This is a genomic window from Devosia sp. T2-14 (assembly GCF_055397495.1).
Genome location: NZ_AP027921.1, coordinates 827159 through 847129 on the forward strand (window position 1 = coordinate 827159; position 19971 = coordinate 847129).

General features: G+C 63.6%; 22 protein-coding genes. 6 read left to right on the forward strand and 16 right to left on the reverse strand.

Annotation, left to right across the window (positions count from 1 at the left end):
* Positions 1-38 precede the first annotated feature (38 nt).
* Genes ACZ5WT_RS03985 through ACZ5WT_RS04000 form a run of 4 tightly spaced genes read right to left on the reverse strand, consistent with a single transcriptional unit; the run spans position 39 to position 2304 of the window.
* Positions 39-464 carry a DUF1178 family protein gene (locus ACZ5WT_RS03985; protein ID WP_464286091.1) on the reverse strand — a complete coding sequence of 142 codons (426 nt, stop codon included), beginning with the start codon at positions 462-464 and terminating at the stop codon, positions 39-41.
* Positions 461-1288, reverse strand: a complete 828-nt coding sequence (locus ACZ5WT_RS03990) for a carbon-nitrogen hydrolase family protein (protein WP_464286092.1) — start codon at positions 1286-1288, stop codon at positions 461-463. The genes ACZ5WT_RS03985 and ACZ5WT_RS03990 overlap by 4 nt, the downstream gene beginning before the upstream one ends.
* A gap of 9 nt (positions 1289-1297) precedes the next feature.
* The gene (gene grxC / locus ACZ5WT_RS03995) at positions 1298-1552 is read right to left on the reverse strand and encodes a glutaredoxin 3 (RefSeq protein ID WP_464286093.1); all 255 of its coding nucleotides are present in this window, start codon (positions 1550-1552) and stop codon (positions 1298-1300) included.
* Between the two features lie 35 nt (positions 1553-1587).
* Complete coding sequence (locus ACZ5WT_RS04000) at positions 1588-2304, reverse strand: ComF family protein (RefSeq protein ID WP_464286094.1); 717 nt, start codon at positions 2302-2304, stop codon at positions 1588-1590.
* Between the two features lie 120 nt (positions 2305-2424).
* Here ACZ5WT_RS04000 and ACZ5WT_RS04005 point away from each other — a divergent pair, with 120 nt between their 5' ends.
* Positions 2425-3261, forward strand: a complete 837-nt coding sequence (locus ACZ5WT_RS04005; RefSeq protein WP_464286095.1) for an SAM-dependent methyltransferase — start codon at positions 2425-2427, stop codon at positions 3259-3261.
* A gap of 61 nt (positions 3262-3322) precedes the next feature.
* On the opposite strand, the gene ACZ5WT_RS04010 is transcribed toward ACZ5WT_RS04005, so the two are convergent.
* The 6 genes from ACZ5WT_RS04010 to ACZ5WT_RS04035 form a co-directional block, all read right to left on the reverse strand.
* Positions 3323-3883 carry a CarD family transcriptional regulator gene (locus ACZ5WT_RS04010; protein WP_464286096.1) on the reverse strand — a complete coding sequence of 187 codons (561 nt, stop codon included), beginning with the start codon at positions 3881-3883 and terminating at the stop codon, positions 3323-3325.
* 440 nt (positions 3884-4323) lie between these two features.
* Positions 4324-4662, reverse strand: coding sequence for a ferredoxin FdxA (gene fdxA / locus ACZ5WT_RS04015; protein ID WP_464286097.1), 339 nt, complete (start codon positions 4660-4662; stop codon positions 4324-4326).
* Between the two features lie 136 nt (positions 4663-4798).
* Positions 4799-5311, reverse strand: a complete 513-nt coding sequence (locus ACZ5WT_RS04020) for a GNAT family N-acetyltransferase (RefSeq protein WP_464286098.1) — start codon at positions 5309-5311, stop codon at positions 4799-4801.
* An 11-nt stretch (positions 5312-5322) separates the two neighbouring features.
* A complete protein-coding gene (locus tag ACZ5WT_RS04025; RefSeq protein ID WP_464286099.1) occupies positions 5323-5733 on the reverse strand; it encodes an RNA-binding S4 domain-containing protein in 411 nt (136 codons plus the stop codon).
* A 4-nt stretch (positions 5734-5737) separates the two neighbouring features.
* Positions 5738-8713 (reverse strand): helicase-related protein, encoded by a 2976-nt coding sequence (locus tag ACZ5WT_RS04030; RefSeq protein ID WP_464286100.1) that lies wholly within the window; start codon positions 8711-8713, stop codon positions 5738-5740.
* 867 nt (positions 8714-9580) lie between these two features.
* Positions 9581-10363 carry a DUF3108 domain-containing protein gene (locus ACZ5WT_RS04035; protein WP_464286101.1) on the reverse strand — a complete coding sequence of 261 codons (783 nt, stop codon included), beginning with the start codon at positions 10361-10363 and terminating at the stop codon, positions 9581-9583.
* Positions 10364-10580: 217 nt separating this feature from the next.
* Between ACZ5WT_RS04035 and rpmB the strand changes: the two genes are divergently transcribed.
* Positions 10581-10865, forward strand: coding sequence for a 50S ribosomal protein L28 (gene rpmB / locus ACZ5WT_RS04040; protein ID WP_464286102.1), 285 nt, complete (start codon positions 10581-10583; stop codon positions 10863-10865).
* Positions 10866-11080: 215 nt separating this feature from the next.
* The gene (locus tag ACZ5WT_RS04045) at positions 11081-11767 is read left to right on the forward strand and encodes a VUT family protein (protein WP_464286103.1); all 687 of its coding nucleotides are present in this window, start codon (positions 11081-11083) and stop codon (positions 11765-11767) included.
* Between the two features lie 68 nt (positions 11768-11835).
* On the opposite strand, the gene ACZ5WT_RS04050 is transcribed toward ACZ5WT_RS04045, so the two are convergent.
* The 4 genes from ACZ5WT_RS04050 to ACZ5WT_RS04065 form a co-directional block, all read right to left on the reverse strand.
* Complete coding sequence (locus ACZ5WT_RS04050; RefSeq protein WP_464286104.1) at positions 11836-12834, reverse strand: esterase-like activity of phytase family protein; 999 nt, start codon at positions 12832-12834, stop codon at positions 11836-11838.
* Positions 12831-14717, reverse strand: a complete 1887-nt coding sequence (gene cobT, locus ACZ5WT_RS04055) for a cobaltochelatase subunit CobT (RefSeq protein ID WP_464286105.1) — start codon at positions 14715-14717, stop codon at positions 12831-12833. The genes ACZ5WT_RS04050 and cobT overlap by 4 nt, the downstream gene beginning before the upstream one ends.
* 158 nt (positions 14718-14875) lie before the next feature.
* The gene (gene cobS / locus ACZ5WT_RS04060; protein WP_464286106.1) at positions 14876-15859 is read right to left on the reverse strand and encodes a cobaltochelatase subunit CobS; all 984 of its coding nucleotides are present in this window, start codon (positions 15857-15859) and stop codon (positions 14876-14878) included.
* 97 nt (positions 15860-15956) lie between these two features.
* Positions 15957-16583, reverse strand: coding sequence for a J domain-containing protein (locus ACZ5WT_RS04065; RefSeq protein WP_464286107.1), 627 nt, complete (start codon positions 16581-16583; stop codon positions 15957-15959).
* 45 nt (positions 16584-16628) lie between these two features.
* Here ACZ5WT_RS04065 and ACZ5WT_RS04070 point away from each other — a divergent pair, with 45 nt between their 5' ends.
* Positions 16629-16916: a BolA family protein gene (locus ACZ5WT_RS04070; RefSeq protein WP_464286108.1), complete on the forward strand. Its 288-nt coding sequence runs from the start codon at positions 16629-16631 to the stop codon at positions 16914-16916.
* 49 nt (positions 16917-16965) lie between these two features.
* Here the strand turns inward: ACZ5WT_RS04070 and aroB are convergent, their stop codons facing one another.
* Entirely contained in the window at positions 16966-18078 is a 1113-nt protein-coding gene (aroB, locus tag ACZ5WT_RS04075) for a 3-dehydroquinate synthase (RefSeq protein WP_464286109.1), read from the reverse strand.
* Positions 18079-18082: 4 nt separating this feature from the next.
* Positions 18083-18667, reverse strand: a complete 585-nt coding sequence (locus ACZ5WT_RS04080; RefSeq protein WP_464286110.1) for a shikimate kinase — start codon at positions 18665-18667, stop codon at positions 18083-18085.
* Positions 18668-18813: 146 nt separating this feature from the next.
* Here ACZ5WT_RS04080 and ACZ5WT_RS04085 point away from each other — a divergent pair, with 146 nt between their 5' ends.
* Together ACZ5WT_RS04085 and xerD are read left to right on the forward strand one after the other, a co-directional pair.
* Entirely contained in the window at positions 18814-19035 is a 222-nt protein-coding gene (locus ACZ5WT_RS04085; protein ID WP_464286111.1) for a hypothetical protein, read from the forward strand.
* Positions 19032-19940, forward strand: a complete 909-nt coding sequence (gene xerD, locus ACZ5WT_RS04090; protein WP_464286112.1) for a site-specific tyrosine recombinase XerD — start codon at positions 19032-19034, stop codon at positions 19938-19940. The genes ACZ5WT_RS04085 and xerD overlap by 4 nt, the downstream gene beginning before the upstream one ends.
* Positions 19941-19971 lie beyond the last annotated feature (31 nt).

A 19971-nucleotide genomic window follows, 5' to 3' on the forward strand; every position in this document is an offset into this window, starting at 1 on the left:
TCGCGCAATCCGGCACAGGCTACGCCAAGGGCCGCGGGTTAGTTATGCTCTTCAGGCAGGTCCGGCAGGGGGACGAAGTCGATGCCGTCATCCAGCAGTCCCATGACGTCGTCGCGGGTCGCTTCGCCATAGATGCCGCGCGCTTCCACTTCCTCGAAATGGATCTTGCGGGCCTCTTCGGCGAACTTGTCGCCCACATAGTCGGCGTCCTTGGTGATCCTGTTGCGATAGGCGCGCAGCAGTTCCCGGAAACGGGCGGCGTCCGGATTGACGGCACCCATCGACGGCTTGTCGCCATCGGTCCGGGCCACGGCGGGGGCCATGGGGGCCTTCTCAACTGCCCCGTCCCCGCACACGGCGCAGGTCACTATGCCCCGCGCCTGCTGGTCGTCATAGGCGGCAGCATTCTTGAACCAGGCGTCAAATTGGTGACCCTTGGAGCAATGAAGTGAATACTGGATCACGGCGAAACCTCGGGCAGCGCAAAGCTGCGCGCATTGGCCAGCGCCGGAATGCGATCGCGCGCTTCGACAACCAGCTCGGGCTTGATCTCGGCCATCAGCACACCCGGCTCGTCGTGATCGAGCTCGGCGATGATGCGGCCCCAAGGATCGATCACCAGCGAATGCCCATAGGTCGCCCGGCCATTGGGATGCTGGCCTCCCTGCGCCGCGGCAATCACATAGGACCCCGTTTCGATGGCCCGCGCCCGCAGCAGCACATGCCAGTGCGCCTGCCCCGTTGGCACGGTGAAGGCGGCCGGCACGGCGATCAGGTTGGCGCCGGCATTGGCCAGCGCATTGTAGAGCTTGGGGAAGCGCATGTCGTAGCAGATGCTCATGCCCAGGGTGAAACCACCAAGCGGGGCAATCACCGCCGCCTCGCCACCCGCATAGGTGGCGCTTTCGCGATAGGCGTTGAGCCCGGCAATATCGGCATCAAACAGATGGATCTTGTCATAGGTGGCAGCAATGGCGCCATCGGGCCCGAACAACACGGAGCGGTTAGCGAAGCGCCCGTCGGGCAGCGGCACAGCCAGCGATCCGATGTGAACATGCATGCCATGCTCGCGCGCCAGTTCGCCAATCCGGGCCAGTTGCGGGTGGCCTTCGAACGGAGCGGCGACGCTGGTCAGCTGTTCCCGGCTTTCGGGAAAGATCATCGTGACTTCGGGCGTCAGCACATATTCCGCACCCGCAGCGGCGGCTTCGGCCAGCATGGGCTCCAGCGCGGCAAGATTGGCTGCGGGGTCGAGCCCCGACCGCATCTGGATGGCGGCGATCTTCATCGGGCTTTCCTATTGCGCCAGCAGCGGATCGAGCCCGCCACTGCGATCAAGCGCCGCCATATCGTCATAACCGCCGACATGGGCGTCATTGATGAAGATCTGCGGCACGGTGCGGCGGCCATGGGCGCGCACGGTCATGGCTTCGCGCACTTCCGGATCCAGCGCGCTGATCTCGGTGTACTCGACCCCCTTGTCGGCCAGCAGCGACTTGGCGGCGTGGCAATAGGGGCAGGTCGGGGTGGTGTAGATTTCGATTCTGGCCATCAAACTTTTCTCAATCGAGACAAGGCGTTTGTTCCTTATATGGGTAAGTCCGCGCCGATGACAACGCGAGCGAAACTGACCGCGTCGACTTGCTCCACCCCGGCCCGGATCAGGGTGCGGGTAAGCGCCTTGAGCGTTGCACCGGTCGTATACACATCGTCGACCAGCACCACCCTTTTGCCTCGCGCCCGGACCAGAATATCGGGATGGACCGTAAAGGCTCCCGCCACGTTGCGCTGCCGCGCGCTGCCGCTGAGCCCCACCTGCTGGCGGGTCATGCGGCCGCGCCGAACGAGTTGGGCATCAACCGGCACACCGGTGAGGCGCCCCAGGGCGTTGGCCAGTTCGCCCGACTGGTTGTAACGCCGCGCACGATGGCGGGCGGGATGGAGCGGCACCGGCACCAGCAGGGCATCGGGTCCCCAGAGCTCGTGGCCGGCCCCGGCCATCAGCCGCGCGCAGAAGCGGGCCAGTTCGGGCCGGTCGCCATATTTGAGGCGCGATACCATGGTGCGGGCCAGCGCGTTATAGATCACCGCACTGCGGGCGCGGCCAAAGGGAGGCGGATCGGCAAGGGCTTCGGCGGAAAGGGCATCGGGGCCCAAAGCCACCTCGAAGGGCAGGCCAAGCCGGGGGCAGAGCGGCGCGGTGATCGGGCGCATCTGCTTGAAGCAACCGGCACAGAGCGTATCGGCCATGTCGGTCGGCGCCTCGCAGGCCAGGCAAACCGGGGGATAGGCCAGATCGAGCACGGCATCGCCGAGCCGTCGCGCGCCCGCAACGAGCCACTAGCGCCAGAACCCTCTTTTGACAAGCTCCCCAGCACTCTCCATAAGGCGCATAGTGCCATGTCCGGAACCCGGCGCAAGTCCATGAGCCAACCACCCGCCATATTCGATACCGCCCTGATCGCCCGCCATCTGGCGCGGCGGACAGAAGCCGCCGATTTCGTCACCGACCTGGTGCTGAGCGATCTCGAGGATCGCCTCGGCGCGCTGATCCGCGACTTCCCCAAAGCCCTGATCATCGGGCCGGATGTCGAGAGGCTCCCGGCCCGCGGCCAGACCGCCAGCGCGCAATTTGCCTTCGAACGGGTGGCCGCCTTCTGCCCCGACGATGACCTGCCGGACGGCATCGGCAGCGACTACAACCTCATCGTCTCGGTGCTGCAACTGCAGGCGATCAACGACGTGCCCGGCTATCTCGCCCGGCTGCGCGCGCTTCTGGTGCCCGATGGCCTGCTAATGGTCGCCGCGCTGGGTGGCGAGACCCTCACCGAATTGCGCGAAGCCTTTCTGGCAGCCGACGCCGAGGTATTTGGGGGCGCCTCGGCCCGGGTGGCGCCGATGATCCAGGTGCGTGACGCCGGGGCACTGCTGCAACGCGCCGGGCTGGCGCTGCCAGTGGCCGATGTGGAAACCCACGTCGTGCGCTATGGCAATCCGATCGCCCTGATGGTGGAACTGAAAGCCCTCGGCGCCTCCAACCCACTGGCTGACCGGCCGCGGCGGCTGGCGACGCCAGCGCTGCTGGCCGCAGCCGCCGCGGCCTATGCCGAGCGGGACAGCGACCCCGATGGGCGCATTCGCGCGACGCTTGAAATCATTTGGCTTTCAGGCTGGGTGCCACACGAAAGCCAGCAAAAGCCCCTCCGCCCGGGGAGCGCCACGACCCGGCTCGGCGACGTGCTAGGAAAAACGCCGCAGTAGCGCGCAAACAAAAAGGGCCGGTGTTGCCACCGGCCCCATAATACTGATTGCGACGTCGCGCTTATGCAGCTTCTTCGTCGGCTTCGGCAGCGTCGGCCTTGGTGCGCTTGGGCGACTTGGCCAGATTCTTTTCGATCAGCTGCACGGCTTCGGTCAGCGTGAGCTTGTTGACGGCGCCGATTTCGCGGCTCATGCGATCCATCGCCTGCTCGAACAGCTGGCGTTCCGAGTAAGACTGCTCGGGCTGCTCTTCAGAACGGTAGAGGTCACGCACGACCTCGGAGATGGCGATCAGGTCGCCGGAATTGATCTTGGCTTCATATTCCTGCGCACGGCGCGACCACATGGTCCGCTTGACGCGGGCGCGACCGGTGACGGTGGTGAGCGCCTGGGTAACCAGATCTTCCTCGGCGAGCTTGCGCATGCCGACGGACTTGATCTTGGCGACGGGCACGCGAAGGGTCAGCTTGTCCTGTTCGAAGCTGATGACGAACAACTCAAGGGTCAGGCCGGCGACTTCTTGTTCCTCGATCGAGACGATCACGCCGACGCCATGCGCCGGATAGACAACATACTCGCCCGTCTTGAACCCCAGCCGCTGCTGTGACTTCTTGGCTACCATAGTCGTGGAACTCCTTGTTGACGCCCCAGATGGACAGTTCCTCGCGGGAAAGACCGTCCACGTATACTCTTTTACCTGCGTCCAGACGGGACGCCGCGCGCAGCGCAAGCCCCATGGCCATCCGGTCCGCTTTCTCCGGAAGTCCAGGCATCGGGTGATGTTGTCAAAAAAATCGTGCCTTAAGGCACGGGCTGGTGACGGGCTCTACTGCAACTGCAAGCACCGTAGCACAAAATTTCAGCAAAATCAAAAAATACGAATCAGCACAAAGTCCGGCGTGCCGAGCACACCGTTCAATGGGGCAATGTCGTGGCAAATGCCCATGCCAGTCGTCATCCACAACCTATCCACAGCAGGGGCATGCCTGCTGGGGAATCCCGCCTGCGGCCACTCGCCGACCAACGGGTTGGGTTCGGGCAAGCAGCCCGAACCGGCGAGTATCAGTCGCCCTCGCCCGGCGCTTCCGAGAAATACTTGGCCAGCTTGCCGTCTTCGCCGTCCTTGTCCTTGGCGTCGGGCAACGGATCACGCCGCTCGGTCAGGTTGGGCCAGATGGCAGCATATTTCGTGTTGAGCACCAGCCATTCGTCCAGCCCGCTCTCGGTATCGGGCTTGATGGCTTCGGCCGGGCATTCCGGCTCGCAGACGCCGCAGTCAATGCACTCGTCCGGGTGGATCACCAGCATGTTCTCGCCTTCATAGAAGCAGTCCACGGGACACACTTCCACGCAGTCGGTGTACTTACAGGCAATGCAATTGTCGGTGACGATGTAGGTCATCTCGGGCGGCAGTCCGGCAGGGTCTCAACGGTCCGGTGCTAAACCCTTTTGCCGCCCGCTGCAAGGCTGCGGCAGGGGATGGATTGGCGCAGGGGGCCCTGCCCTTGGAAAGCCATGCCTCCGGCGCCGCCGAGACTCAGCGCGGCGCGTGGCGGAGGTGGCGGAACACCAGGTCTTCGGGGTCTTGCCTGGGGGCGTCGGGATCGAGCACAGCGCCAAGACGCCTGGCGACGGCAACCGAGCGGGTATTGGCGGGATCGCAATAGCTTACCAGCGAGTCAAAGCCCCGTTCGGCAAAGGCCCAGTCGCGCATCGCCGCGGCAGCCTCAAGGGCATAGCCATGCCCTTCGTGACCCTCATAGAGCATCCAGCCGAGTTCTTTTTCGGGGAATAGTGGACCATGGTTGATACCGATCTGGCCGACGCATTCTCCGGTGGCGCTGAGATCGATCATCAGCGCCCCGTGATCAAAGAGCTGCCAGCAGGCAAGGTCATGGCAGAACAGGCCCCAGGCGGCAAATCGGTTATAGGGGCCGCCAACGCCTATCGAGCGCGGCGAGGCGAGCAATGCGGCCAAGGGATCGAAATCAGCCAGGGTGGGGGCGCGCAGCGTCAGCCGTTCAGTGGTGATCGTTGGGATGTCGGCCATGTCGCCCCTCGTTAATCCTCGTCGCCGCCGCCGCGAAGGCGATCTGTCTCGCGACGTTGCTTCTTGGTAGGGCGGCCCGCCCCCTCGCCGCGCGGGGCGACGACAGCGTCATATGGAGATTGCTCGGCCTTGGGGAGCGGCGGGGGCGAGAGGTCTTCGTAGAGCCCCTGGGCTTCGGTGGCGGGACCGCGACGCGTGCCGCAGTCAATGATGCGCCAGACCACGATGCGCCCATGCAGGCTCATGGTCAGCACGTCGCCCGCCCCGACCTTGTGGTCGGAGCGATCCGTGCGTTCCGAATTGACGCGAACCGCGCCGGTTTCGATGATCTTTTGCGCCAGGGTGCGGGACTTGATAGCGCGCGAAAAGAACAGAAACCTGTCGAGCCGCTCCTTGCGGGTCGGTTCGACAGGTTCGCTCAATCGCTTACTGGCCGGACTTGTTGCCAGCCGGCGCCTTGAGCGCCATCAGCTTGGCAAAGGGGCTATCGGGATCGAAAGCCTTTTCCTTGCGCTCTTCGCGGGGCCGCTCGAATTTGGCGCGCTCGCCCTGCTGGTCGGCAGGACGGCGGTTGTCGTTGCGGCCGCGATTGTCGTTCTTGGGACGCAGATGCTGGGCCTTGGACAGGTCCTGCACTTCACCCTCGGGTCGGCGCGGCGCCTGCGGGCGCTGGTGGCGTTCAGGACGCTTGGCCTGAACTTCGCCTTCGGGACGACGGCGATGCTCATTACGCCGCGCATCGGGACGCTTGCCGGCAGGCGACCAGATTTCGTCGAATTCGGGTTCTGCGGCGGCATCTGCCGGTGCAGCTTCCACGATGGTGGTGGCGGGCACGGCATCCTGCAGCACAACCTCTGCCTCAACCGTGGCGGCTTCCGCAGCGGGTTCGACGGCGGCCGGGTTCTCCGACAGCACTTCTTCCAGCGCCGGGGCTTCAGCGCTTGCCTCGGCGGCGGGGGCCGCCACCTTGGGGATGCGCTTGACGCGATAGCCGAGCGAATTGAGGATCGAGGCGAAATCTTCGCCCGAGCAGCCCAGCAGCGAGGTCATTTCCACGGTGACGCGGAAGCCATTGCCCTCAGCCGCGCCAGCCGGCAGCTCGCCCTGATGGCGGGTCGGATCGAGCGCGATCAACGGACGGATGATATCGGCCAGGCGCTCGAGGATGTCGACGCGCACGGCACGCTTGCCGGCGACCTTGAAGCCGGCAACTTCATAGAGGCGCGTATCGACTTCGGGATCGACCACAAAGCTGGTCCGGCCCGACAGCACGATGTGCGGGATATCGGTGACGCCGGCCTGGCGCACGCCGCCATGCTTGAGCGCAAACAGAATCAGCGCCAGCTCGCGCGGGGCGGGCTTGAGGCTGAGCGGCAGGTAGATGTGATAGGCGCCGAACTTGATGCCAAGCTTGCGCATCTTGCCGCGCACGTCCTGGTCGAGGCCCTTGACCTCATCGGCGACCTGGCTGCGTGGCAGCAGGCCCAGATGCTCAAACAGCTGGAAGGCAATGCCGCGTGCCGCGCCGTCGAGATCGGCTGGCGCTTCGAGCGCCATGATGGGCTCAAGCACGGTATTGATATGGTGGCGCAGCCAGAGATTGAGGCGATCCTGCACGCGTTCGAGATCGGTGCCGGTGAGGGACTCGTCGGCCAGGATCAGGATGCGCGGACGATAAAGGGCATCGCCCTCGATCAGTTCGGCGACGATATCGCCCTTCCAGCGCATGCGGCCGTCAGTGGCCAGTACGAATTCTTCATTGGGGGCACCAGCCAGCCGGTCGGCCCGGTTGTGGATCTCCGGCGCGACGACCTGATCGGCCGCCGCCCGCAGGCCCCGGATATCGGCATCACCATCATTGCGCGCCAGAGTGAATCGGAAGCCTTCAAGCGTGCCGATGAGGTGGCCTTCCAGCCGTACTTCGCCGCGCTCATTGATCTCGGGAGATGCCATACGTTTGTCTTTCAGGTGACGAAGCAGCACACTGGTGCGCCGGTCGACGAACCGCTGTGTGAGACGCTCATGCAAAGCGTCGCTCAGGCGGTCTTCAATGTCTCGGGTCTTTTCGCGCCAATGTGAAGGGTCTGCAAGCCAGTTTTTGCGGTTCGCGACAAAGGTCCAAGTCCGGATCTGCTTGATCCGGTTGCTCAAAGTGTCAATATCGCCGCTCGCATTGTCGCAAAAGCGAACCTGCTCGGCAATCCAGTCCTCGTTGACCTTGCCCCGCTTGACTAAGTCCGAGTAAATCCGCGTGACGATTTCGCCGTGATTGGCAGGCGAAATTCCTTGGTAATCCGGGATTTGGCAGCACTCCCAGAGCAGGCGCGCGCCATCAAGCCCCCGTGCCAGGGCCCCCGCTTCATTGCGCGCCACGAACTCCAGGGCATGCTGGTCAGTCGCTATCGGGACCCGGGTGAGACTGCGGTGCTCGGGGGCCACTTCAAGGCTGTTGCGCAAGGCATTGATGGAAGAGAAATCCAGCTGATTGTTGCGCCATTGCAGCACTTTCAGCGGCTCGAAGTCGTGCGTTTCGAGCGCAACGACCATTTCTTCATCGAATCCCTCGGTGCCGCCGGTGACGCCAAAGGTGCCATTGTGGGCATGCCGGCCGGCCCGGCCGGCGATCTGGCCCAGCTCGGCCGGCGTCAGCGGACGACTGGTATGGCCATCGAACTTGCTGTCATCGGCGAAGGCCACGTGATGGATATCGAGGTTCAGACCCATTCCGATGGCGTCGGTGGCGACCAGGAAATCGACATCGCCATTCTGGTAGAGATCGACCTGGGCATTGCGGGTGCGCGGCGACAGCGCGCCCATCACCACGGCCGCCCCGCCCCGTTCGCGGCGGATCAGTTCGGCGATCGCGTAGACCTGCCGCGCCGAGAAGGCGACGATGGCCGAGCGCGGCGGCTGGCGCGAAATCTTCTTGGACCCGGAATAGGTCAGCTGGGAGAAGCGCGGCCGGTCGACGATATCGGTATGGGGCAGGAGCTTCCGGATCACCGGAGCCATGGTGGCGGCCCCCAGTAGCAGGGTCTCGCTGCTGCCCCGCGCATTGAGGATGCGATCGGTGAACACATGGCCGCGGTCGAAATCGATCGCCGTCTGGATTTCGTCGATGGCGACGCAATCGACACGGATATCGGTGGGCATTGCTTCCACCGTACACACCCAATAGCGCGGCTTGGGCGGAACAATGCGCTCCTCGCCGGTCACCAGGGCTACCGCCTGCACGCCGACCCGCTCGACGCAGCGCTGATAGACCTCCCGCGCCAGCAGACGCAGCGGCAGGCCAATCATCCCCGTGGGATGGGCCAGCATGCGCTCGATGGCAAAGTAGGTCTTGCCGGTATTGGTGGGGCCAAGGATCGCCTTGACCGATTGGGGGGGCGCGAAAGTCATTTGGCGCAATGTAGGACGTCGAAACCGGCGATGCGAGAGGTGGCGCGCATTGTCCCAAGAAAGGACGAGGATTGCCACGGTTTTGTCACCGAGCTTAACGCGCAGAACACAAAGAGAACGAAACGGAACCGAATCGGTGTGAATCGCTGAATCTGGATTCGTTCACGGCTAGGGATGGTGGGTGCGGCATGGCCATGCCACCAGAGAGCACACCCGGCCCGTCGCAACTGGCCAAAACAGCCTCCGGCCCTTCAACATCGCTAATGACGGGTTAATTTTCGATGGAAAGCGCCAATCCTCAACGGAAGGTAAAGGGCTGGCCCCATGGTGTTTTTTGCAGATTTATTCGCAATGGCCCGGCATGCCTGGGGCTGCAGCGCACAAATTGACGAAATCACCGATTGACCGCCCCAAACTGGGACACAGCATCAGCCGGCCGGCCGTGGGGACCAGGCCCGGACGGTGCTCCCAACGAGATCAGAACGGCAACGTCTCAGATTGGCACAAATTTAGCTCAAATGCCGCCAAGGAGTTCATACACAGCCCAAACCCGGAACGAACAGGGGCAGAATCGGGGCATTTCGCCCAATGCCGCTTTGTTCACCACGATAGATGGTGGCGGCCCTGCGCTGGGAGCCACAAGCGCTGCGCCGTGATAGCCGAACGCACGCGCCCGCGGCCGAAACCCGTTCAGCTTGGTTATCGCGCGGTTAATTCCGGCGGGTTTGTGGGAAGTGTGACCAGAGCGTTGCGCACAAAAGCGCGAACACCCAGACACAATTAAGGCCCCGGCACAGGCGGCGCGGGGCCTTGGAAAGCCTATCCTAACGAAAAACCCGTTGACCGTCCCGAAGCGGGACGGCGCGATCAGGATTTGAGGCCGGTCAGGATCATCGACAGATCGCCCATATTGGTGCCCAGCAGCACGCGATAGGGGATGTAGTAACCGGTTTCGCCCAGTGGCGCGTACCAGACGATGATGCGCTCACTCTCGGCGAGGTAGGTGGTGATCTCCGAACTCGCAAAATGGCCCGAGATTGGATCGTAGTTGACGGTGCAGAGCACGACCGGCCCCTGATAGCCGGTTCGCGGCGAGGTTGCCTTGTCTTCGCCGGCATAGGTCATGGCGATGTTGAAGCGCTCGACCCCGGTAAAGATATTGGCCTTGCGCTGGCAGAGGTTCTTGTCGAGCGCCTTGCCCTTGAGCACGAAGGCCGAGAGGAAATCGCCCACCCCGGTCAGGTGACGGCGCTCCAGCGGGACGCGATCATAATTGTCGAGAATAGGCGGCTCGACCTTGAAGGCGGACACATCGCGCCCGGCAAACGTGACGTCGACCGAGAAGGTTTCGCCATTGGCCTTGGTCTGAAGATCGAATTTCTGGGCGGCCAGACCATCGCCCGAAGAGCGGCCGCTGGAACTGGCCTTGGCAGTGCCGCTGGCAACGAACGTGCCCAGCCCCGCCACATTGGCCGACAGATCCAGGCTATACCGGCTGCCGTCGTCCTTGAGGTCGACCTTCATGGCGGCAATATTGATGCCACCCAGGGTCATCACATAGCTGGCCGTCGCATCGACCTCGGCTGCGGTCGCCGGATGGCTGATAAACAGGGCCAGCGCGGCCAGCGGGGCAAGGCGGAACGGGTTCAAGGGCGTAAGGTCTCTGCGAAGGGCGGAACGAATCAGGTGATCAGGCAAAACTGCCTGCCCGATATGGCCCATGCAAGGCGCTCGCGGCCCTTTGAGACCGCTTCGGGTTGACGGGAGCACCCATTTTCTCTAGAGACACGCCAGAATTCATAACAATCGAGGCCCGTCGCGGAATTGTCCGCCACGCAGGACCTTTACACAAATAGGATATCGAATAATGGCACGTCGCTGTGAACTGACTGGCAAGGGCGTAATGGTTGGCAACAACGTTTCGCACGCTCTTAACCGCACCCGTCGCCGGTTTCTCCCGAATCTGGTTACCGTTTCGCTCATCTCCGATGCGCTGAACCGCACCATCAAGCTGCGCGTTTCGGCTGCAGCCCTGCGCACGGTCGAGCACCGCGGCGGTCTCGATGCCTTCCTGCTCAAGCAGAGCGACGACACCCTGTCGCCGCTGGCCGCAGGCATCAAGAAGGAAATCCGCGCCGCCCTCGCTGCCTAAGCGACCGGACGCTGATTTAGATTTCAACCGCGTGGAGTTCTCTCCACGCGGTTTTCCTTTGGTATCGCGGTGGCCAGGCTGCCGACGGCACACCGACGGAGCGGGATTACCCCGCGCCCGACAATCCACTGGCTGGCCCTGCGGGAGCCGGCTTGCTAGACTAGATTTCCGCGCCGGTCTGATGCCGGGCCGCGGGTACATAGAGGTGCATTCTGATGCTTGCTCGTTTCATGGCGGCCCTTGCCGCCATGGTCGTGGTTGTTGCCGCGTCCAATATCCTGGTGCTCTACCCGCTGCAGGCACACCTTGGCTCAGTTAGTCTGGCCGACCTGCTGACCTGGGGCGCCTTCACCTTCCCCTTTGCCTTTCTCATCACCGACCTGACCAACCGCTATGACGGCCCGCGTAATGCCCGGCTGGTCGTGCTGGTGGGCTTTCTCGTCGGCCTGGGGCTGTCCTTCTACCTGAGCTACAATCCCCTGCCCTGGAACCCCGAGGGCGGTCCGGCGACGACCCAGAGAATTGCGCTGGCCTCCGCTGCGGCATTCCTTACCGGCCAATTGCTCGATATCGCGGTGTTCTCGCGCCTGCGGGCCAACAAGTCCTGGTTCCTGCCCCCGCTTGCCGGATCGCTGTTCGGGTCGATCATCGATACGACGATCTTCTTCACCGTAGCCTTTGCGCCCGCTCTGGCCGGGATTGATGCGCTGTTCGGCCTGGAAGACGGCTCGCTCGGCTTCCCCGCCCCCTGGCTGGGCGTCGGCCCGGACGTGCCACTCTGGACCTCGCTGGCCACCGGCGATTTCATGGTGAAGTTCCTTGCAGCCCTGCTGCTGCTGGCGCCCTATCGCGCCCTGATGGGCAGGATCATGCCGCTGCCCCCGATTGGGGCGCGCGCCTAGTTTTGTCCGATCACATTATCTGCCCGCGGATCCAGTCCGCGGGCATTTCTGCGCCCGGGCGCTAGCGCCTATGGGGCCGCTGGCAGGGCGAATTCCAGCAACAGGCTGCGCTGCCAGTCGTTGAAATTGTTGTCCGAGCCGATGAGGATGCGCAGCTCGCCGTCGGGCGCGGTGTGAACGGTCATCGACTCCATATTGTCGATAGTACCCCCAGTCGCCGAGAGCAGCAGCTCGCCGACCATCAGGTTGTCGGGCCGCACTTCGGCCGCCGGGACGCGGCGCAGATTCATCACGAAGCTCAGCATCGAAACGCCGCGCTCCAGGACCAGCAGGTCGCCATTGGGCAGGAACGCACATTCGGTCGGATTGACCACCGGGCTATTCTGATAGGCGATGGGACCCTTGTCGTTCTGCCCCAGGAGCCAGCCGCGATGATTGCCGTTCTCGTCGAGGGCTTCTTCGGTCAGGAGCAAGGTCGAGCCCGCGATCGGGGACGCCGGGGGCGCAATGCAGACCGATTCTAGCGTTTCATTGGTGCGCAGATCGCTCAGCCAGTCGGGAATGGCGACCTCGCGGGCTGGGCCGCCAGGCAAGCCATCGGTCAGCGCGAAATCGGCGACGCGGGTGAGGTTTTCAAACCCGACGCGAACCGCCACCGGCTCGCCATCGCGATAGACGGTATCGACGCTTTCGGCGTCGCGCGCATATTGGCGGGGCAGTACCTCGCCCTTGGAATTGCGCATCGGCTCAACCCGGACCCCGATAAGGCCGAAGAGCTGTCCCGCATCGTCATAGACCAGCTTGCCGGAAACGAAATTGCCGCGATCGCTGACAAACACCACCTGCTGGTCTGGCCCGGTCATGGTGAGACCGGACAGGCCGCCAAACGTGTCATCCTGGCTGACAAGGGCAATGCCGCCGCGAAAGATCAGCCCGTCGACCTTCTGGCCGACCGTTACGTCCTTGAAATGGGTGACCGGGGAAGCGGTGACGCTCACCTCAACCCCTGAAACGGGCATGAGGCCCGCCAGCAACGCCGCAGCGATTGCGGCGAGCCGACGGGTCATCCCCGCCCCCGGCGCCGTGCCGGACCCGGCATTTCCTCATCGAACAGCGCGGCCAGCTCATCGGTGAGCGCGCCGGCCAGTTCCTCGGCATCAAGCAGGGTCACGGCGCGACGGTAGTAGCGCGTCACGTCATGGCCGATACCCACCGCCACCAGCTGGATCGGCGAGCGCGTTTCGATATCCTCGATCACCTGGCGAAGGTGGGCTTCGAGATAATTGCCGGCATTGACCGACTGCGTGCTGTCATCGACCGGCGCGCCATCGGAAATCACCATCAGGATGCGCCGCGCTTCGGGGCGCGACATTAGGCGCTTGCGCGCCCATTCCAGGGCCTCGCCGTCGATGTTCTCCTTGAGCAGGCCTTCACGCATCATCAGGCCCAGATTGCGCCTTGCATGGCGCCAGGGCTCGTCGGCGGCCTTGTAGATGATGTGGCGCACGTCGTTGACGCGGCCCGGATTGGCCGGGCGCCCTGCTTCAAGCCAGGCTTCACGGCTCTTGCCGCCCTTCCAGGCGCGCGTGGTGAAGCCCAGGATCTCGACCTTGACGCCGCAGCGCTCCAGCGTACGGGCGAGGATATCGCCGCAGATGGCCGCAATGGTGATCGGACGGCCGCGCATCGAACCGGAATTGTCGATCAGCAGCGTCACCACAGTGTCGCGGAAATCGGTGTCGTTCTCGACCTTGAAGCTGAGGGCCTGCATCGGGTCGGTCACGACGCGGGTGAGCCGGGCAGTATCGAGCAGGCCCTCTTCGAGATCGAACTGCCAGCTGCGATTCTGCTTGGCCATCAGGCGACGCTGCAGCTTGTTGGCCAGCCGGGCCACGGCACCGGCGAGGTTCTCCAGCTGCTTGTCAAGCAGCGCGCGGAGCTGGTCGAGCTCGTCGGGCGGGCAGAGTTCAGCCGCCTTGACGATTTCGTCGAACTTGGTGGTGAACACCTTGTACTGGAACTGGTTGGTCAGCCGCTCGCCGCCATCCTTGGCCGGGGGTGGCATGGGCGCGTCTTCGCCCGCTTCGGCGGCCGCGTCCTCATCGGTATCGGCCATGTCCGATTCCATGCCGTCGACGTCGCCAGTTTCCTCGCTGTCGCCGGCCTGCTCGTCCTGGCTGGAATCCTGGCTGTCGTTCTCGCCTTCGCCCTGTTCGGGCGACTGCTCGGAATTATCGCCCTGATCGGGGTCCTGCTCGCCGTCTTCCTCATCGGAGGAATCGGGATCGTCCATATCGCTTTCGGGAACGAGGTTGAGATCGCGCAGCAGGGCCTTGGCGGCGCGCGAAAACTCTTCCTGGTCCTCATAAACATCGAGCAGGTCGTCGAGCGACTTGCCGCCCTTGTCTTCGATTTCCTTGCGCCACAGATCGACCAGCGCATGGCCCGAAGGGGGCACCGGCACGCCGGCCAGCTTTTCGCGTAGCAGCAACCCAAGCGCCTCGGCGATCGGGGCATCGCCCTTATCGCTGACTTCGGCGAAATTGGCGCGGAACAGCCGGTCTTCCAGCATCTCGCCGATATTGCCGACCATGCCGGGCATGCGCACACAGCCCAGCGCCTCGACACGAGCCTGCTCCAACGCGTCAAAGGCTGCGCGAGCGACGGGATCCATCGGCGAGCGCTTGCGGTGGGTTTCCGGGTCGTGGCTGGCCAGCCGCATCGCCATGGCATCGCCCTGCCCGCGGGCAATGGCGATATCGCGGCGCGACGGCAGGCGCGGCAGATTGGCCAGGCGAGCCTTGTCCGAGGTCAACAGCGGCCGGTCGGCCGTGAAGGTCACCTCGAGATCAGGCTTGCCACCGATGGCGCGGACCGTTGCGCCCATGGCTGACTTGAACAGCTGGGTCTGGTCGGGCTTGTTGGCTTTGCTGCGTGGTGGTTGTGCCATGATCGTTCGATCCAGATGACCCCTCACGCCAACCCTCCCCCTTTGGGGAGAGGGCTGCGTCGGAGCATGGAGGGCCACCGCGTTTCCTTCACCCTTCGGGAGAAGGTGGCCCGCAGGGCCCGATGAGGGGCCTTCCGGCGAAGCCGGAAGGGAGTTCCTTAAGCCGTGACAGCCAGATTGGCCGAGGATTCCGGCAGATCTTCGCCGAACACGCGCTGGTAGAACTCGGCAACCACGGGGCGTTCGAGCTCATCGCACTTGTTGAGGAAGGTCAGGCGGAAGGCAAAGCCGACGTCGCCGCCGAAGATCTGGGCGTTCTCGGCCCAGGTGATCACCGCGCGCGGCGACATGACGGTCGAGAGGTCGCCATTGATGAAGGCCGAACGGGTGAGGTCAGCCAGACGCACCATGTTGGCGATCAGCTTCTTGCCCTTTTCGGTCTCGCCATACGACTTGTTCTTGGCCAGAACGATGCCGACTTCCTTGTCGTGCGGCAGGTAGTTCAGCGTGGTGACCAAGCTCCAGCGGTCCATCTGACCCTGGTTGATCTGCTGGGTGCCGTGATAGAGGCCCGACGTATCGCCCAGACCAATCGTGTTGGTGGTCGAGAACAGACGGAATGCCGGATGGGGCGTGATCACGCGGTTCTGGTCGAGCAGGGTCAGGCGACCCGCCACTTCGAGCACGCGCTGGATCACGAACATCACGTCGGGGCGACCGGCGTCATATTCGTCAAACACCAGGGCAACGTTGTTCTGCACGGCCCATGGCAGGATGCCGTCACGGAATTCGGTGACCTGCTTGCCGTCCTTGAGCACGATCGCGTCCTTGCCGACGAGGTCGATACGCGACACGTGGCTGTCGAGGTTAACGCGGACCAGCGGCCAGTTGAGGCGCGCCGCGACCTGCTCGATATGGGTGGATTTGCCCGTACCGTGATAGCCCTGCACCATCACGCGACGATTGTGCTGGAAGCCAGCAAGGATGGCCAAAGTGGTGTTGCGATCGAACAGATAGTCCGGGTCGACCGGCGGCACGTGGCTATTGGCTTCCTTGTAGCCCATCACCTTCATGTCCGTATCGATGCCGAACAACTCCCGGGCCGAATATTCGGTATCGGGCAGATTGGTGTACTCAGTCATGACAATGCTCTTGGCAGGGAAATCGAGGCGGGGGCAGAAAAGACGCGGGCTCTATAGCAGCATTGTGACGGTGGCGGTAGCCACCACAACGGCAACGCTACTTCGCGACGAAGCCCGCTTTCTTGAGATGGGAATAGGCGGCGATGATCGCGCGCAGACGGTCCTCGGAGGATTTATCGCCCCCATTGGCATCGGGGTGGTGGATCTTGACCAGGGTCTTGTAGGCCGCCTTGATCTCGTCGGACTTGGCGTGGCCGACAATACCCAGGGTTTCCAGCGCGCGCCGGTCCGGTTCGTGCAGCGGCTTTACTCGCTCGGCAGCAGGCTTCTGGCTCTGGCGGTGACGATACTTGGCAAAGACACCGAACGGATCGCCATAGCGATCACCCGGGCGCAGCGACTCGGCAGCCTTGCGGGCCCCGCGCACACCCGGATTGCCGGTGGCGAAGCTTGAACGCGACTCGGCTTTGGGCGGCGCGTGCAGGGCTTCGTCGAGCTCGTCCTTGTCCATGTCGGAGAAGAAATTGAACGAGGTATTGTAGTGGCGAACATGCTCGAGGCAGAAGTGGTGATACTCCCCCTCGTTGCGATGGCCCTTGGGCGCGCGATATTCGCCGGCGGCTTCACAGCCGTCCCAATCGCAAACGTGTTCGACTGGCGCCGGCTTTTCTTCCCGACGCGGTTTGATGCGGATTGAATCGAATATCTTGGATTGCAGTTTCATTACGCCTAGTTACGAGCCTAAACCACCTACTAGAGACCCAACGCCATGAGTGCCAGAGACATCATTGCCGCCAAGCTCACCGACAAATTTACCCCCGCTTTCCTCGATGTGATCGACGAATCGAACAAGCACTTCGGACATGCGGGCTGGCGCGAGGGTGGTGAAACCCATTTTCGTGTCAGAATCGCGACCCGCCATTTTGACGGCATGAACCGCGTGGCGCAACACCGCGCCATTCACGATGTGCTGGCCGAGTTGATGGACAACCCTGTCCATGCCCTCGCCATCGAGGTTTTGCCGGCGAATGGGCCGTTCCCCGCCATAGAGGGGTAGTCACCCAGCCCAGGTCGCCATTCCCGCCCAGGCGGGGATGACGTGGTGTCTACTTGCGCATCTCGTCGAGATAATGACCCACGGCCTGCGGATCAACGCCCCTTTCGATAAAGGCCTGGCCGATACCGCGGGTGAGGATGAATGTCAGCGCCCCGCGTGAGACTTTCTTGTCCTGCGCGATGGCGGCCATCAGGATATCCGTCGAGCCCAGCGTGCCGGGGATATCTGACAAAGTGGTGGGCAGGCCGGCCCGCTTCAAGTGCGCGGCGATGCGGCCGCTATCCTGGCTGGGCGCCAGGCCCAGCCGTGCGGAAAATCCATGCGCCAGAACCATGCCGATGGCGACGCCCTCGCCATGCAGCAGGCGGTCGGAATAGCCCGTATCCTTTTCGAGCGCATGGCCAAAGGTGTGGCCGAGATTGAGCAGCGCACGAACGCCGAGCTCCTTCTCGTCCTCGATGACGACGCGCGCCTTGTGGGCGCAGCAGCGGGCAATCGCCTCGCCGCGCGCCGGTCCGCCGGCGAAAATCTCGGGCTGCTTTTCCTCGAGCCAGAAGAAGAACTGCTCATCGTCGATGAGCCCGTACTTGACCACCTCGGCATAGCCCGAGGCGAACTGGCGGGGACTCAGCGTATCAAGGGTCGACAGGTCGGCCAGCACCAGCTTGGGCTGGTGGAAGGCGCCGATGAGGTTCTTGCCATGCGGCGAGTTGATGCCGGTCTTACCACCGACCGAGCTATCGACCTGCGCGAGTAGTGTCGTCGGCATCTGCACGAAATCCATGCCGCGCCGCGCAATGGAGGCGGCAAAGCCGGCGAGGTCGCCGATCACCCCGCCACCCAGCGCGATTACCAGATCGCCGCGCTCCAGCCGAGCCGCGAGGATGCCCTCGACAGCCTCTCCCAACAGAGCCCAGGACTTGGTCGATTCGCCAGCCGGCAGGATGATCTCGGTATGCGACAATCCCGCCGCGTCGAGCGAGGCCAGCAGGCGCGGCAATTGCGCCGCGGCCACCATGTCATCGGTGATGATACCGTAGCGCCGGCCAGGAAAGCGCTCAGCCAGGATCGCCCCAGCATCATCGAGCAGGTGATCGCCAATCAGGATGTCATAGGCCCGCTCGCCCAGCGCAACGTGAACCTTGTGGGCAATATCGGCCATGCGATCAGTCCTGGCGTTTGAGATAAGCAAGTACGGCGTCGATCACGTCGCTCGCCACCACGTCCTGCGGAACGTCGCGCGAATACACAGTGACATCGGCTTCGGCATAGATGGGATAGCGATCCTCGATCAGCTTTTCGAGCGTGGCGCGCGGGTTGCTGGTGCGGAGCAAGGGCCGGTTGCTGCGGCGCGAAACGCGCTCGAACAGCACATCCAGATCAGCCTTGAGCCAGATCGAGATCGCCTCGGCCTTGACCAGGGCGCGGGTCTCGCCATTGACGAAAGCCCCGCCCCCCGTGGCCAGCACGACGCCCTGATCCTTGAGCACGCGGGAAATCACCCGCGTTTCACCGGCGCGAAACTCAGGTTCGCCCCGCTGCTCAAAAATCTCGGGGATGGTCATCTGCGCGGCGCGCTCGATTTCCTCATCGCTGTCGAGAAATTGCCGGTTGAGTCGGGCGGCGAGTCGCCGGCCGACCGTGGTTTTGCCAGCGCCCATCATACCGATGAGCACGAGCGGCTTGCCGCCGAGCCGCTCGGCAAGTTGTTCGGCGCGGGCCTGCCGCGATACCGCGTCGGGTCGGTTCAAGTGGGCACTCCAGTCAATCAGCCGCTATCAAGCCGTCCACACCCCGACTGTCAAGAACTTGCAGCCGTCGCCGTCTCATCCCACTATGCCTACGGAAACGAAACCTTTTACTGGCAATTTGTCGCAAAATCGCCAGACGGACTGCCATGCCCACTCTGATCCGCCTTGTCATCACACTGCTTTTCCTGGCCGGACTGGTCTATGCCGGCATGTTCGCGCTGGTGGCCTTTGTCGAGCCGACGCCCAAGGAAGTGACGATTCGCATCCCCTCACGCGACCTACTGGCCGGCGGGCAACCCACTTTGCCCGGACAGGAAGCTCCGGCGGAAGAACCGGCATCGGCCCCAATAGCGACGCCCGCGCAATGAGTGGCGGCGGCCATCTGATCGACGCCTTCCTTGAAATGATGAGCGCCGAACGCGGCGCAGCCAAGAATACGATCGCTGCCTATCGACGGGACCTTGCTGACTATTCGGGTTTTGTCGCGGGACGGCAGCAGACCCTGCTCGATGTGGGCCGCGAAACCGTAACCGCCTACCTCGACCGCCTGCACAGCGAGGGGCTATCGGCCTCATCAGCAGCCCGGCGCCTGTCGGCCATCCGCCAGTTTCACCGCTTTCTCTGCGCCGATGCTCTGCGCGGGGACGACCCGACCCGGATCGTCGCCAGCCCGAGAAGCCGCCGTGCCTTGCCCAAGGTGCTTTCCATCGCCGAGGTGGATCGCCTGCTCAGCACCGCCGAGGCGGAAGCCAATGCCCCGATGTCGCCGCAGAAGCAGGCCGGCGCGGTGCGGCTCTATGTGCTGCTCGAACTGCTCTACGCCACCGGGCTGCGCGTCAGCGAGCTGGTGAGCTTGCGCCGCACCGCCGTGATGCGCGACACCAGCTATCTGACGGTCACCGGCAAGGGCAACAAGGATCGGGTGGTGCCGCTCAACGATCGGGCCCGCGACGCGATCAAGGCCTACCTGAAAACGCTTGAGCCCGGCCCCTACCTGTTCCCGGCCAGCGGAGCCGATGGTTATCTCACCCGTCAGGTCTTTGCTCGCGATCTCAAGAGCCTGGCCGCGCGCGCCGGCATCAGCTCGGCCCGGATCGCCCCGCACGTGTTGCGGCACGCCTTTGCCAGCCACCTGCTGGCGGGAGGCGCCGACCTGCGCGTGGTACAGATGTTGCTGGGACACGCGGATATCTCGACCACCCAGATCTATACCCACGTGCTCGATGAGAAACTGCGCACGCTGGTGGAGACCCATCACCCGCTGGCGGAGTAGCGTGGGCACGGTCCGTGTCAGCAAGCTGTTA